The organism is Fictibacillus sp. FJAT-27399 (assembly GCF_001510655.1).
Classification (GTDB): domain Bacteria; phylum Bacillota; class Bacilli; order Bacillales; family Fictibacillaceae; genus Fictibacillus_C; species Fictibacillus_C marinisediminis.
This window is the reverse complement of sequence record NZ_LMVC01000002.1, coordinates 1,504,013-1,517,116: the sequence shown is the minus strand read 5'-3', so window position 1 is coordinate 1,517,116 and position 13,104 is coordinate 1,504,013. Positions and strand designations below refer to the sequence as shown.

General features: G+C 41.9%; 18 protein-coding genes and 1 pseudogene. 12 read left to right on the top strand and 7 right to left on the bottom strand.

From position 1 onward, the window contains the following. Nucleotides 1-81 precede the first annotated feature (81 nt). From AR335_RS12715 to AR335_RS12695, 5 genes are all read left to right on the top strand, one after another. Nucleotides 82-810, top strand: coding sequence for an STAS domain-containing protein (locus AR335_RS12715; RefSeq protein WP_199805081.1), 729 nt, complete (start codon nucleotides 82-84; stop codon nucleotides 808-810). 45 nt (nucleotides 811-855) lie between these two features. Further along, nucleotides 856-1,335, top strand: coding sequence for a GNAT family N-acetyltransferase (locus AR335_RS12710; protein WP_062236253.1), 480 nt, complete (start codon nucleotides 856-858; stop codon nucleotides 1,333-1,335). Nucleotides 1,336-1,525: 190 nt separating this feature from the next. Continuing rightward, nucleotides 1,526-2,410, top strand: coding sequence for an ABC transporter ATP-binding protein (locus AR335_RS12705; RefSeq protein WP_062236250.1), 885 nt, complete (start codon nucleotides 1,526-1,528; stop codon nucleotides 2,408-2,410). A 1-nt stretch (nucleotide 2,411) separates the two neighbouring features. After that, a complete protein-coding gene (locus AR335_RS12700) occupies nucleotides 2,412-3,632 on the top strand; it encodes an ABC transporter permease (RefSeq protein WP_062236247.1) in 1,221 nt (406 codons plus the stop codon). A gap of 95 nt (nucleotides 3,633-3,727) precedes the next feature. Continuing rightward, complete coding sequence (locus AR335_RS12695; RefSeq protein ID WP_062236244.1) at nucleotides 3,728-3,964, top strand: DUF2164 domain-containing protein; 237 nt, start codon at nucleotides 3,728-3,730, stop codon at nucleotides 3,962-3,964. 32 nt (nucleotides 3,965-3,996) lie between these two features. On the opposite strand, the gene AR335_RS12690 is transcribed toward AR335_RS12695, so the two are convergent. Beyond that, nucleotides 3,997-4,452 carry a hypothetical protein gene (locus AR335_RS12690; protein WP_062236240.1) on the bottom strand — a complete coding sequence of 152 codons (456 nt, stop codon included), beginning with the start codon at nucleotides 4,450-4,452 and terminating at the stop codon, nucleotides 3,997-3,999. A 157-nt stretch (nucleotides 4,453-4,609) separates the two neighbouring features. On the opposite strand from AR335_RS12690, the pseudogene AR335_RS12685 reads away from it, so the two are divergent. The 4 genes and pseudogenes from AR335_RS12685 (at nucleotide 4,610) to AR335_RS12670 (ending at nucleotide 6,734) form a co-directional block, all read left to right on the top strand. Then, nucleotides 4,610-5,099, top strand: a pseudogene (locus AR335_RS12685) (histidine phosphatase family protein). A 151-nt stretch (nucleotides 5,100-5,250) separates the two neighbouring features. Further along, the gene (locus tag AR335_RS12680) at nucleotides 5,251-5,910 is read left to right on the top strand and encodes a type 1 glutamine amidotransferase domain-containing protein (RefSeq protein WP_062236235.1); all 660 of its coding nucleotides are present in this window, start codon (nucleotides 5,251-5,253) and stop codon (nucleotides 5,908-5,910) included. Between the two features lie 155 nt (nucleotides 5,911-6,065). After that, entirely contained in the window at nucleotides 6,066-6,389 is a 324-nt protein-coding gene (locus AR335_RS12675; protein ID WP_156418959.1) for a hypothetical protein, read from the top strand. Between the two features lie 63 nt (nucleotides 6,390-6,452). Continuing rightward, nucleotides 6,453-6,734 carry a DUF5316 family protein gene (locus AR335_RS12670; protein ID WP_062236228.1) on the top strand — a complete coding sequence of 94 codons (282 nt, stop codon included), beginning with the start codon at nucleotides 6,453-6,455 and terminating at the stop codon, nucleotides 6,732-6,734. Nucleotides 6,735-6,745: 11 nt separating this feature from the next. Here the strand turns inward: AR335_RS12670 and AR335_RS12665 are convergent, their stop codons facing one another. After that, a complete protein-coding gene (locus AR335_RS12665; RefSeq protein WP_062236225.1) occupies nucleotides 6,746-6,949 on the bottom strand; it encodes a hypothetical protein in 204 nt (67 codons plus the stop codon). A gap of 293 nt (nucleotides 6,950-7,242) precedes the next feature. Continuing rightward, nucleotides 7,243-7,827: a hypothetical protein gene (locus tag AR335_RS12660; protein WP_062236221.1), complete on the bottom strand. Its 585-nt coding sequence runs from the start codon at nucleotides 7,825-7,827 to the stop codon at nucleotides 7,243-7,245. A gap of 347 nt (nucleotides 7,828-8,174) precedes the next feature. Here AR335_RS12660 and AR335_RS12655 point away from each other — a divergent pair, with 347 nt between their 5' ends. The 3 genes from AR335_RS12655 (at nucleotide 8,175) to AR335_RS12645 (ending at nucleotide 10,438) form a co-directional block, all read left to right on the top strand. Continuing rightward, a complete protein-coding gene (locus AR335_RS12655; RefSeq protein ID WP_231689148.1) occupies nucleotides 8,175-8,960 on the top strand; it encodes a transporter substrate-binding domain-containing protein in 786 nt (261 codons plus the stop codon). Nucleotides 8,961-9,022: 62 nt separating this feature from the next. After that, nucleotides 9,023-9,685 carry an amino acid ABC transporter permease gene (locus AR335_RS12650; protein WP_053355363.1) on the top strand — a complete coding sequence of 221 codons (663 nt, stop codon included), beginning with the start codon at nucleotides 9,023-9,025 and terminating at the stop codon, nucleotides 9,683-9,685. Between the two features lie 12 nt (nucleotides 9,686-9,697). Continuing rightward, nucleotides 9,698-10,438, top strand: coding sequence for an amino acid ABC transporter ATP-binding protein (locus tag AR335_RS12645; protein WP_053355362.1), 741 nt, complete (start codon nucleotides 9,698-9,700; stop codon nucleotides 10,436-10,438). Between the two features lie 70 nt (nucleotides 10,439-10,508). Here AR335_RS12645 and AR335_RS12640 read toward each other — a convergent pair whose 3' ends face one another. From AR335_RS12640 to AR335_RS12625, 4 genes are all read right to left on the bottom strand, one after another. Beyond that, nucleotides 10,509-10,796 (bottom strand): DUF3817 domain-containing protein, encoded by a 288-nt coding sequence (locus AR335_RS12640; protein ID WP_062236218.1) that lies wholly within the window; start codon nucleotides 10,794-10,796, stop codon nucleotides 10,509-10,511. A 109-nt stretch (nucleotides 10,797-10,905) separates the two neighbouring features. Further along, nucleotides 10,906-11,322: a GNAT family N-acetyltransferase gene (locus AR335_RS12635; protein ID WP_062236214.1), complete on the bottom strand. Its 417-nt coding sequence runs from the start codon at nucleotides 11,320-11,322 to the stop codon at nucleotides 10,906-10,908. A gap of 120 nt (nucleotides 11,323-11,442) precedes the next feature. After that, nucleotides 11,443-12,690 carry a hypothetical protein gene (locus AR335_RS12630; RefSeq protein WP_062236210.1) on the bottom strand — a complete coding sequence of 416 codons (1,248 nt, stop codon included), beginning with the start codon at nucleotides 12,688-12,690 and terminating at the stop codon, nucleotides 11,443-11,445. Next, complete coding sequence (locus AR335_RS12625) at nucleotides 12,687-13,100, bottom strand: DUF6114 domain-containing protein (protein ID WP_053355358.1); 414 nt, start codon at nucleotides 13,098-13,100, stop codon at nucleotides 12,687-12,689. Before AR335_RS12625 ends, AR335_RS12630 begins: the two co-directional genes overlap by 4 nt. Nucleotides 13,101-13,104 lie beyond the last annotated feature (4 nt).

The window sequence follows — 13,104 nt, the reverse complement described above, 5'->3', positions numbered from 1 at the left end:
GCTCCCTTTGTTTATAGACAAATAACGAGATTTGGACAATAATTAAGGAAAATGCAAGAAGAAGAAAGGAATTACGCAAAAATGCTGCAGCAAGCTCTTGATCGAAGCGATATTGGAATTTATATGATTGACAAGGATTATAAGACCGTTTTTGTAAACAAAAAATGTGAAGAAATGTTAAACATAAATAGAGAAGATGCCATAGGTGTACATATTGATGAATTTTTAAGCCGAATTGATGGCTATCGCAGGTTTCTTTCGCTGTCACTGGAAAACAGAGAGGAATATGAAAAAAGCCGTTTTGAATATATTTGGAATGGAGAAACCCGAATCTTTACAGCCAAAACAAGAATTTTAAAAGATGGTGATACGATCATCGGAGCTTATGTGGAGTTCATTGAGGTGACCAGCCAGGTCCTAAAGGAAAGGGAACTGGGGCGGATCATTAAAGAGCTTTCTTCCAATATTATTCCTGTCATGGATCGGATCGGGGTCCTTCCGATGCAGCCGACAGTTGGAAATGACCAGATATTTTTGCTGACTGATTACACATTAAACCGCTGTTCTGAATTAAGGATTGAACATTTAATCATTGATTTAACCGCTATATATTCGATAAATGACAGCCTTGTATCGGAACTTACACAGCTGATTGCAGCTCTTCAATTACTGGGGACTGAGGTATATGTCAGTGGAATTCAGCCAATGGTTTCAGCCGCGATCGTTTCTTCGGGTTATGCTTTTCCTGTTAAAGATGGCCGTACTTTTGCTCATTTGAGCCAAGTTTTGAAGGAACTGGGTAATGATTGAAGCTGAACAAAGGCATTACTTTGATTGAAAAAGGTGGGGATACAAATGTCCGCTGAAGTCAGCCTGTCTTTCTATCAGCCTGAGCATAATCAGGAGTTGAGTACATTTGAACTTCCAAAAGAGCAGCTGCGATTTACGGCACTTCCGTTAACGGCATTAAAGGTCTGCGAAGAAGACCAGAGCAGACATCCGGTGGTCATTTTGTACGAGGGGAAGCCCGCCGGTTTTTTTGTGCTCCATCATGGACCGGGCATCACCCCCTTTACAGAAAATCCGAACGCCCTTTTCATCCGTGCACTTTCTGTTCATCCGGAATACCAGGGGAAACGGGTAGCAAAACGGGCGATGCTGGCCCTGCCTGGCTTTGCCTCCGTCCATTTTCCATTTTGCGATGAGCTCGTGCTGGCGGTAAACAAAAAGAACATTGCCGCACAGCAGCTGTATTTTAAAACGGGCTTTGAGGACAGAGGACAAAGAAGGGCTGGCAATATTGGCATTCAATATATTTTGCAGCTGCCCTTATAAAGGAGTATTTTTCCGAACAGCTAGCTGGTTTTTTATCGTATGCGAGAGGGGCCTGTCCTATGGGGATAAGGGCTTTTTTTTATAGTTTTTGACTGTTTGATATTTCCATTTTTATGTGAGAAAATATAAAAGATATTTTATTAATATGCTAGGATGGTAACTTTTTGTACTACATAAGGGGGTTTTTAGCTTGGCATTGGAGCTGCAGTATCTGCATAAATCTTTTAGGCATACAAAGGCAGTGTCTAATCTTTCACTTACTTTGCCGGCCGGGGAAGTACTTGGGCTTTTAGGAAGAAATGGTGCTGGTAAGACGACAACCATTAAAATGATTCTCGGCCTTCTCGTACCTGATCAGGGGGAGATTCTGTGGAAAGGCAGCCTGCTCGACCGCAGCCAAGTTTCGATCGGCTACTTGCCGGAAGAAAGAGGACTCTATCAAAAAAGCAAAGTTTCTGATCAGCTTCGATATTTTGCAGAGCTTGAGGGGATGGACAGACAAAGCGCCAATAAAGCTATCGATTATTGGCTTGAAAAACTGCAAATTCCGGAACACAAACATAAAAAGGCTTCCGATCTTTCCAAAGGAAATCAGCAAAAAATACAGCTGATCGCCACACTTATTCATGATCCGGAGCTTTTGATACTGGATGAGCCGTTCAGTGGTCTCGATCCTGTTAATGCGAATATGCTGTCTGCGATTATAGAAGAACAGGTGAAAAAGAAAAAAACAGTGATCCTTTCCTCGCATCGTATGGAGCAGATTGAATCATTCTGTGAAAATGTTTGTCTGATGAAAGATGGGCAAGCGGTTATACACGGCAGGCTTAGCGAGATTAAACAGAACTACGGATACCGCAATCTCACGCTGTTTAATCATGAAGATATGGAAGAGAAGCTGAAGGCATGGAAGGTTTCCTACGAGAAGAAGATGAACGACTTGCTTGTAAAGGTAAAGGATGATTCAGAAGCCTTCGAACTGTTTAACCGGCTACATCAGGCGAACGTTCCCATTCGATATTTTAAAATGCTCGAACCTACACTGAATGAAATCTTCCTGGAAAAGGTGAGATAAGATGAAAAAGTTTTCAACCGTATATAAATTTCATTTAAAAGAAAACCTGACTTCCAGGGTTTTCAAAATATCAACAGCCATCATCTTTGTGGCCATTCTGGCTTTTCTTGGCTACTCCAACTGGGCAAACAGCTCTGATAGCGGCAATAAGGATAAGATCTCGCTGATCAATGAAACGAGCAACGAGATTAATATTCAGGCATTAAATAAAACGCTAGAAGAAACAAAGCTGAATAAAGCCGGCCAAAGCCAGGGGAAAAGCTTAAGAAAGAAGGTAGAGCAAGGAGATCTGGATGGAGTTTTAATTGTTAAAGATCAAAAAGGTGTACCAGGTTTGACCTATATTTATAAAAACTTCCCGAATAATGAAGTTGTTCCTGTCGTATCTCAGGCATTGCAACAAGCATATATATCGAATACGATCACCAAAAATAAAATTAATGCAGAAACGGCTTCTTCTTTGCTGGCAACAGTACAAGTGAAGGATGAAGTATTAAAGGATACGAGCAACACGTTTGGAATTGTTTATCTCTTTGTATTCTTTATGTACATATTTATCATGGGGTTCGGCCAGATGATTGCAACGGCCATCGCAGCGGAAAAATCCTCGCGCGTCATGGAAATCATGATTCCAAAAGTAAAGCCGATCATGATGATGTATGCCAAAATAGCCGCTATCCTGACAGGTGCAATTGTTCAGATTGCGTTTATCGGAGGGGCTGGCGGAATTGCTTACTTGGCAGGCTGGCTTAATGCCGATCAATTGTCGATTTTCGGTGCAGCTATCGATCTATCGAATTTAACACCGGGCGTCATTACAGCTTTCATTTCGTATTTTGTACTGGGGTATTTATTGTACGCCATGCTTTATGCGGCAGTCGGGTCAATGGTAAGCAGGACAGAAGACTTGGGCTCATCTCAGTTTCCGATCATTATCCTGATCATGGGAGCATTCTTTATCGGTATGCGCTCATTGTTCGATCCCTCCACTACACTTGTTGTTGTCAGCTCGTACATTCCGTTCTTCTCACCGATCGTTACATTTTCAAGAATTGTAGCGGGAGAAGCGGGAGCGATGGAGATAAGTATTACAATCGGAATACTTCTTGTTTCATTATGGATTATCAACCGGATTGCAGGGCGCATTTATGTGCATGGTGTGATGCATTACGGCGGCAAAGTGAAACTGAAAGATATGATCCAAGTCGCTAAAAATAGTTAATAAAGTGAAGCCGGCTATTGAAAACCGGCTTTTTTTATGTCCTCAAAAAAGAGTGATACAATCAAAAGGACTTCGATTTGAGAGGGAGGCGCACAATGTTAATCAATTGGAAACAAGAACACAAGGATCAGGCCATCCGAGATATTCAGCAGTTTTTTTACGATGAACGCGGGGAGGAAATAGGAATTATCGCAGCAGAAAATTTTCTTGATTTTTTCGCGAAGCAGATCGGATCTCATTTTTATAATCAGGGAGTCAGAGATTCACAGAATGTCGTAAGAGACAGACTGGCTGCTGTAGAAGATGATCTATATGCACTTGAAAGGAAATAAAAATAGGCCAGGCACCCATGCCTGGTCTATTTTTAATTAGCGAGCCTTACGATTGCAAGAAGTTTGAAGGAATCGCTCATCCGTATTCTGCCGGCTTGCTCTGTTGATGCATACAAGGTATACCGGGCAACCTCCAGGTTTTCGGTTAATTCCTCCGATCCAGTAACGGTCGCCGTGTTCTGCTGCTGAAGGTCCTGAGTCGTCTGAGAGTTCTGTGCCACAACAACTTCTTGATTGCGCCTGACGGTCAGTGTAATTTCTGCTGGTTCACAAGGGAAGCCAGCCGTCCACCCGGCTGATGCCGTTAATTCTACCTTATCCCCTTTGGAGAGCTGGGTAAATTGCACGTAAAGGAGCGGAACCTCTTCATTGGCTGGCAGAAAATCACTCGGGCTGTTCAGGTCCATTTCCTTGTTGATTGAAAGCTTCTTTTTAAACGTACTGTATTTTTTCGCATCCGTTTTCCCGTTGCCAAAATTAAATTTCATCCATTTACCTCATTCAAAGTGTTGTGAATTATGGTATGCGGTGTGGGGGACAGAGGCTTGGACGGGTGGATGTGGTGCCTGGCATCTAAAGAAGAAGGATTCATCGTTGGAAAGTGGAAGAATAATCAGTCTGTACAAAATATGGAGGTGAGTGGTTATGCAGATTTTATTAATAAGGCATGGGCAATCAGAAGCTGATATCCTTAATGTTCATGAAGGAAGGGCGGATTATCCCCTTACAGGCTTGGGCAGAGAGCAAGCACGTCTGATGGCAAAAAGGGTGACTGAAGACTTTAGACCGGATGTCATATACGCAAGTACGCTTTGCAGGGCATCGGATACACCATCCATTTTGTCAAAAGCATCTGGTGCACCATTAAATTTTGAAGATAAGCTTCGTGAGCATGATAATGGAGTGCTCGCAGGAGTTCCATTTGAGGAAGAAAAAAAGTATTTTATCCCTAAAACCATGTATGAAAGGTTTGAAAAAGGAGAATCTGCCATCGAATTTCGAATGAGGGTGGAAAGTATCTTTTCCAACTGGTGATACGGGCATTCATTTGCTTGAGATAAAAGGAGCCAAACGAATTATTCATTTTCTAAATGATACGTCTCACACTGCGGCAATACCATCAACAGTAAAATAAAGGGTTAGCAACGTCTTTCCTCATGGATCGACGTTTATTTTTTTGAAGGAAAAGGAATAACTACGGGTGCAGGAGAGAACAAGCATATTCATTGAAATAAAAAGAAAAAGTAAGTATCTTTTAAAACATACTTTCAAAAGGAGTGAAGCAATTGTCTGCTAAAAAAGTATTAATCGTTGTGACGAGCCATGATAAAATCGGTGATCATAAAACGGGACTATGGCTTGAAGAGTTCGCAGTTCCTTACAATGAATTCAAAAAACAAGGATACGATATTAAGATTGTCAGCATTGAAGGCGGAGAAGTGCCTCTCGATCCTTACAGCCTTGAAGGAGATAATGGAGATTTTGAAGAAGCGAAATCGCTGCTGAAGGATACACCACCTCTAACAAGGGAAGAAGCACACGGTTTTGATGCAATTTATCTTCCAGGCGGGCATGGTACCGTTTTTGATTTTCCGAACAGCAGGGATCTTCAAGTGGTTGTTTCCCAATTCGCACAAGACGATAAAGTAATTGGCTCCGTTTGCCACGGTCCAACAGGGCTCGTGACAGCAGCCTATGAAGACGGAACGCCTATTGTTAAAGGGAAAAAAGTATCAGCGTTTACCGATTCTGAAGAAAGAGAAATGAAACTGACGGAAGAAGTTCCATTTCTTTTGGAAACAAGGTTGCGTGAACTTGGAGCTGAATTTGTGAATGGCGGCAACTGGACAGACTTTGCGGTTGTGGATGGCAAGCTTGTAACAGGCCAGAATCCCCAATCCAGCCTCAGTGTAGCGCGAAAAGTAATTGATGTGCTGGAAAGCTAATTTTATAGTTTTATTTTGATTGCCGGGTATTTTAAAATACCCGGCAATTTTTTATGTGCAAAAAACCTTCAGCACCTATTTTGGGGGAAGATAGGTGAACAATGATGCACTTTAGTTGGGGTGGAATAAGATGTATGGACAAAGGAGGAGTAATTTTGAACATAGACAAAGATATAAAAGCAACAGAATATTCGATGCCATCTGCTCCATCAGTAGGAAAAGAAGGTTCCCATCATCATTATTATCTATTATGCCAGCATTTTGTTGGACAACATATTGAGCTTGAAATGATCGATGGCAAGATTTATCATGGCAGGCTTCAAACCTATGACAATGAGAATATGTATATGGTAATGCCGTTGAGAAGTGACGAAATGGCGGACAGCCGTTTTCCGATTTTATCAGGCGGAGTGTTTCCAGGATACGGCTTGTACGGTTTTCCTTTTTATGGGATACGGCGATTTCGGCCTTTTTGGTAAAGTTTAAACGTTTACTGACTTAGTTGGAAGCGATGCTTTTTCATTCATAATGGGGGTTAAGGAATGAGGAATTGTCTGTTTGCGGGTGTTGCAGTAGCTGCCATCATTATATTATTTGCCTGGTTTACGGATCGATGGATATTTATATTAGAAGTTGCAGGACCTGTAGGATTTGGAGCCTTTTTGTTATCAGGCATTATGCTCTGTCTCTTTCTTGACGGGAAAATGATTAAGAAACATCCAAGAAAGAAAAAATGGAAAGAATGCAGAAGTGATTATTCGTTTCATATTTTGTTATTCGGATTACCAAGCGCTGCTGCTGCTATTCTTTATTTGATGAGATAGAATTCACACTCTTAAACGCATAAAGGCCTCTTATCAGGATTTTGAAGATCTGATAATCGGCCTTTATGTTTCTGCTGATTCAATTTTTCCCATTTTGTTTTAGTTTTTCTCGTCCTCAAATCTTTGAGTGCATAGATACCGCGATTGTCCAAAGGATTTCTTCTTCCGTCCCTTATTAGTCGTTCTCTTTGTTTTCTTGCTTTGCTTTTGCTCATTGTAAATCACTCCTTTTCTTTATTATACGATAAATAAAACGAAAATGATTTTGCATCTGTCGCCAGCTCTTAACATTTTCCGGGAAATAATTCATTTTTCGTGTCGGATTTTATCAAAGCAAGCAATATATAAGGGGGATTCCGCTAAATTGGCGATGAAAGCTGCCGGAAGCAACAATGAGCTATCTTCACTGACAACCTTCTCGTCTGTCCAGGAGGCGGTAAAAAGTTTTCAAAAAAATTAATAATTTCAATAAACAAAGCGGCAGCCATATCGGCCTGCCGCTTTTATACTATTTGATATACATCATACGGTTTGTCATTGCCATACCTTTAGGATATTTAAAGCCGATTACCATCCAGGAAATAAATAGAGCAAAGGACAGAAAGATAAATATAACCAAGAAACTGTTCCAAAATAGTTTGCTTTTTTCTTGTTTGAATTTATATTCGATGTGCCATTTGCCGTTGCCCATTCCGAGTGTATCATTTACTTCCTTTCCAGCAGTCGAGAAAACATAATCAGGAGGGCGTTTTTCCGATCTTTCTGTTCCTTGTTTTTCTGAAAATACAGCCAAATATTCCAATCCATTAATTTCAGAAGCCAATGAGGTGATCTTTTCTTTAACAGCGGGTGTCAGCGCCTCCGCATTCTGATTCTTCAGCAACTGAAAGATTTCGTCCGGGTTATGTGATAATAAGGTTGTGTGTTTAAAATCCTGCCACATGAATACACCGAAAATAAGCATGCTAGCCGTAATAAACAGAAGTGTAAGACGGAGAAGCAGGCGGGCAGGACCTGCTTCTTTACGCTCTTTTATTCGTTTCCTTCTTATATAATCCGAAAGAAGAATGACTTTCTGATGATCAGCAGACATGGCAAATTGTCCTCCCTTTTAAAAAATGTATAAAACTCAGCAACAAAAGACCTAGAGTGCTCTGCTGCTGCCTTTTTGCTTCAAATAAAGAGATTACTTATGTATTCTTCAAAATTCCGAATATTCCTACGATTAATTTTGATTTTATTGGGGTAAATACTTCATAGGTATATCGTTTGATAAACGTGGATGATTCTTTGGGAAGAGCACCAAGAGGAAAAAATTGCATGAAATTCTACCCAGTATAGTACAAACTCTCTAGTACTCTTGTAGCTAGTATTTAATTTTTTCTCACGTTACCATTGTATTATTCAGAACTATCAAACAATACTAAAGGAGGAAAAGCAGTGAAAAAGTTCTATTTGCCAGTACTACTAATAGTCGCAATGGTTTTGTCGGTTGCCGGCTGCGGGTCCTCAACTTCCAAAACAAAAAGTGGAGATGAAGTGGAGCTGAAGGAAGATGGAGTATTTTCGTTTGTCGTATCAGGGGAGTTTTATCCTTTCAGCTACTCGGATAAGAACGGGAAACTTGATGGATTTGATGTAGCGGTAGGAAAAGCACTCGCAAAGGAAATGGGATTAAAAGCAAAAGTGGACAAACAAAAATTTCACGGAATAGTTACAGCGGTAAAAACCAATCGCTTTGACGCTGCGGTTGCGAGCCATACCATTACTCCTGAGAGGAAGAAAGCTGTTAATTTCAGTACGCCATATTATTATTCTGGTCCGGTATTATTTGTTAAGAAAGACAGCTCCATTAAAGGAGTCAAAGACATTAAAGGCAAAAATATTGCTGTTGCTAAAGGATCTACATATGAAAGCGAAGCTCAAAAATATACTAAAGACATATCGGTGTATGACAGTGATGTCACAGCTTTGCGTGCCCTGAGTGAAGGAAAGCACGATGGAGTTATCACAGATTCCATTACGGGCAAACAAGCGATTAAAAAAGGATTTAAGGTTTCAGAAGCAGAAACGCTGGGGACGAGTGAACAGGCGATCGCTGTATCCAAAAAAGATAAAAAGCTTTTGAAAGCCATCAATAAAGCGCTCGAAGAACTTAGAAAAGATGGAACATTAGAGAAACTGAGCAAAAAGTATCTCGATATTGATATTACAAAAAAATCATAATTCACTTAAAGAATGTGTGAGCATGCGGCACATTCTTTTCTTTCAGAAGGAGCTGAACCTGTTTGCCAAATATCGGACATTTTTTTCACGTGTTCATCGACAGCTATCCGCTCTTTATGAAGGGATTGCTGCTGACCCTGCAGATTACAATCGTTTCTATTTTAATAGGAACAGTAGTAGGATTGCTGTTTGCTTTTTTTAAGCTCTCGAGCAGCAAAGTTTTAAATGCGATCGCGAACGTTTACATTGCAATTATCAGGGGGACACCGCTGATCGTGCAGATTTTCTTCTTTTATTTTGGATTGGCAGAGCTCGGTATTTCGCCATACTGGTGTGCCACGCTTGGGCTTGCCTTGCATAACAGTGCATATATCGCGGAGATTTTCAGAGGATCGATTCAGTCTATCAATAAAGGGCAGCTGGAAGCTGGGCGTTCGTTAGGGATGAGTACGTCTCTTGCCATGAGGCGCATCGTATTGCCACAGGCATTCCGGCGTGCGCTTCCGCCCCTTGGTAACCAATTTATAATCGGTTTAAAGGATTCCTCGCTGGCTGCTTTTATCTCTTCTTCAGAACTGTTCAACGTGGCGACAACTCAAGGATCACGGACGTTTGAAGAAATGACCTATCTTCTGATTGTTGCTATTTATTATTTAGTTCTGGTTCTTTTGTTTACCCTTTTGGTGAACAAACTGGAAGGTAAAATCGCCGGAGGAGACGAGTAGAGGGGGAGTGTCATGGAACAGAGAAAAGTTATGATTAACGTTAATGATTTAAACAAATCATTCGGTGATCTACACGTTTTAAAAAATGTGAATCTTGAAGTGCACGAACAGGATGTTGTCGTCTTGATTGGCGCCAGCGGTTCAGGAAAAAGTACGCTGCTTCGCTGTTTAAACTATTTAGAGTACAAAGAAAGCGGCACGATTACGATTGATGGCAAAGTGGTGGAACCCGATAAGACCGACCTGAACAAGATCAGACAGGAAGTAGGAATGGTTTTTCAGCATTTTAACCTTTTTCCACATAAAACCGTATTGGAGAATGTCATAGAGGCTCCGCTGATGGTAAAAAAGGTGCCGAAAGATCAGGCCGTTCAAGAAGGCAGAGCGCTCTTGAAAAAGGTTGGACTGGCCGATAAAGAAGATGTGTATCCTTCAAAACTCTCTGGGGGACAAAAGCAGAGGGTGGCTATCGCTAGATCTCTCGCAATGAAGCCTAAAATCATGCTTTTTGATGAGCCGACTTCTGCTCTTGACCCCGAACTTGTCGGTGAGGTTCTAGCCACGATGAAGGACCTCGCGAGAGAAGGGATGACGATGCTCGTTGTAACCCATGAGATGGGCTTCGCTAGAGAAGCCGCCGACACGGTTGTTTATATGCATGATGGTAAAATTGTTGAAAAGGGTACCCCGAGCCAGATCTTTTCTGAGCCGCAGCATCAGCGCACAAAAGATTTCCTCAGCACAATACTATAGTTTTTATAAAAAAGGTGCCAGGCACCGTCTTTTGACAATTGTCAAAAAGCGGTGCCTGGCACCAAGTTTTTTACGCTTTTCTTTTCAAGTAAGAATCAAAGACAAAAGGGCCGAATGGAAGGACTGAGGCGACAAGTGCTCCCATGACCAATGTGAATGGCCAGCGATTTTTAAAGGTGACATTCGCGAGGGCAATTAGGTAAAGTACAAAGAACAGCCCGTGCAGTGAGCCGGCAATCATAACGGCTATGGGATAACCTGCAAAATACTTCAGCGGCATGGCGATGCCAAGCAGAACGAGGAAAGATATTCCTTCAAGTGTTCCAATTAATATAAATCGTTTGAGGGATGGATTCATACCTGGTAACCTCCTGTATCTCATTTCCCTATTAATTTACCATATCGAGGGGAGGTGTTGAGGTAGAATCATGGACGATATGTGAACCCTTTTTGTCTATTTGGAGAGATTAAAGCAAGTATTCCGATTCCATTTCCTTGTTCAAATAGCGGGCCATCGCGGTTTTTGCCATTTTTAATCCCGCTTTCCGATAGAATTCCTCATTTCCAGTTGTTGAGATTAAGTGGACACAGGAAACATCTTGTAGCTGAGCAAGCAGATCTACTACAATCTCTCGTCCAAGCCCAAGGCCTTGATAATCGGGGGAAACGATAATATCATAGATGGCTGCATTGAATACGCCATCTGAAAGGGCTCTTCCCAGCCCGGCCAGTTGTCCATCCACATAAGCAAAAGAGGTATGGGTGGTGCTGTTATATATTTTGATTATGTTTTCCGCATTATGCTTGCTCCAGCCAACGGCGTGATAAAGCTTTAGAACATCGTTCCAGATCACGTTTGATCGGCCTCTCTCAATGTGTGCCACAAAAACATTCCCTCCATTCACTCATCATTATTTTTTTATTTTACAACTGAGAAAAATGGAATGGAATAACAAAAAAGCAGTCGGGAGATAAATTTCCCGACTGCTTTTGTAAGAGTTTATTTACTGAAAGAGGCCATCCAACGGTTTTAATAGATTTGGCAGCAGTTTTAGTGTTGAATGTTTTTTCATCTCCTTTTCCATTTTCTCAAAAAGATCAGGAGAGGCGAGTTCTTCATGATCTTTCAGCAGAGAAAGCAGATCAAGATTTTTTAACAGCTGGTTTTGAAGCAGCTTCAGTTGTTTTTCCGCTTTGTCATTTTCTGAACAAAGATCTGTCAGCGGTACTTTTTCATTTTGGGCGGCATGGATTAAATCCAACCCAAGCTGTTTGGGAACTTTTCCATCCATTTTGGCTGCGTCCTGGCAGAGCTGCTGTTTTGTCCGCATCAGATGTTTCTTCACAGGCTCTGTGACTTGTTGCGCCGTTTTTTCTGTGCGGTGAACCACTTTAGGGACGGTGTCTGTCACTTTTTTCACTGGTTTTTTAACGGTATCTACGGTATCAGCTACCGGTTTCTTAATTTTTTTCAACGGTTCTGTTGTATGGTCAATCGTATCCTTGACCGGTTTAGTTACCTCGCCAACAGTATCACTTACTGGCTTAACGGCATCCTCAACCGGTTTTTTAAGTTTCTTATCAATCGGCTTTTTAGAATCAGGCAAGAGCGGATCTGTTCCTTTGTCTGCAGACTGATCTTCCTTTGACTTGTCTTCACACGTAAGCGGAAGGTGACCCTTCATGAGTGAGCCAATCGCATCTTTCGCTTCTAACAAAGGTAAAGAAGAGAGATCCTGAAGAACCTTTGGCGCATCGGGCCTCTGTAGATCATGATTGCCTTTTACGGTTGAAAGCTGAAGCCGCGAAAGCTCCCCTTGATCGGCTTTCATCTGATGAACGAGCATCGTTACATTCTTAAGACCAAGCTCAGGAACAGATTCACCTGCGTTCAAACAGGCTCCTTTTAAAGAAAAGGCGGAAGCATCCACGGTCATGTTCGTCAGGTGAACTGGTCCGTTTGCCTTCATGATGATGGTGATTGGGCCTTGATTAGTTGACAGTACTTTCGTCAGTTTCATCCCATAAAGTGTAGCATTGCGGTACTGAAAACGAATCATGGGTTTTTGTTTTTGGGCTGAAGTTTCCCCCATGACCACTTGAGGAAGCATGGTGCCCCCATCGACCCGATCTGCACTGATGACAAAGCCTTCCAACTTTTGGCCGTCCGTCTCTGCTTTTGCCTGAGAGGGGCTAAAAAAACTTGTCAGCCCTAAAAGACAGGTGATGGCCATCAGTGTTCGAACCATCATTTTGCTTGCACCATCTTATGAGGAACGTAGATTTCTTCCTCCGTTTCCTCTGAAGGCTGTTCGCCTGCCCGACGGTCAGAGGCAGGCGGACTCCAGGCAACCATCAAGGATCCCCCGGTAATACCAAGTAGGGTTCCTACAATAAAGCCGCCAAGAGCACCGATGATGGACAGGATGGATAAAAAGATGGCAACAATACCAAATACTTTAGAAAACTGGGGAAAGAAAAGCCCCATGATGCCGATTAATAGCACCAAGCCCCCGAATAGGATTCCAATAACGGATACTGTGCCTGGCAGGAAGGCTTTGACGATCAAATTTAAGGGAACCCACAAAATAAGTGCCCCGCTGAGAAGTGTCAGAATCGATCCAAGAAAGGGACGTTCCTGCTTCCATTGTCTTACGCTCATATTC

What these genes read in the sequence shown, in the direction of transcription:
- AR335_RS12715 (WP_199805081.1), top strand. Translation starts at nt 82, where the DNA reads ATGCTGCAGCAAGCTCTTGATCGAAGCGATATTGGAATTTATATGATT.
- AR335_RS12710 (WP_062236253.1), top strand. Translation starts at nt 856, where the DNA reads ATGTCCGCTGAAGTCAGCCTGTCTTTCTATCAGCCTGAGCATAATCAG.
- AR335_RS12700 (WP_062236247.1), top strand. Translation starts at nt 2,412, where the DNA reads ATGAAAAAGTTTTCAACCGTATATAAATTTCATTTAAAAGAAAACCTG.
- AR335_RS12695 (WP_062236244.1), top strand. Translation starts at nt 3,728, where the DNA reads ATGTTAATCAATTGGAAACAAGAACACAAGGATCAGGCCATCCGAGAT.
- AR335_RS12690 (WP_062236240.1), bottom strand. Translation starts at nt 4,452, where the DNA reads ATGAAATTTAATTTTGGCAACGGGAAAACGGATGCGAAAAAATACAGT.
- AR335_RS12670 (WP_062236228.1), top strand. Translation starts at nt 6,453, where the DNA reads ATGAGGAATTGTCTGTTTGCGGGTGTTGCAGTAGCTGCCATCATTATA.
- AR335_RS12665 (WP_062236225.1), bottom strand. Translation starts at nt 6,949, where the DNA reads ATGAGCAAAAGCAAAGCAAGAAAACAAAGAGAACGACTAATAAGGGAC.
- AR335_RS12660 (WP_062236221.1), bottom strand. Translation starts at nt 7,827, where the DNA reads ATGTCTGCTGATCATCAGAAAGTCATTCTTCTTTCGGATTATATAAGA.
- AR335_RS12645 (WP_053355362.1), top strand. Translation starts at nt 9,698, where the DNA reads ATGGAACAGAGAAAAGTTATGATTAACGTTAATGATTTAAACAAATCA.
- AR335_RS12640 (WP_062236218.1), bottom strand. Translation starts at nt 10,796, where the DNA reads ATGAATCCATCCCTCAAACGATTTATATTAATTGGAACACTTGAAGGA.
- AR335_RS12630 (WP_062236210.1), bottom strand. Translation starts at nt 12,690, where the DNA reads ATGATGGTTCGAACACTGATGGCCATCACCTGTCTTTTAGGGCTGACA.
- AR335_RS12625 (WP_053355358.1), bottom strand. Translation starts at nt 13,100, where the DNA reads ATGAGCGTAAGACAATGGAAGCAGGAACGTCCCTTTCTTGGATCGATT.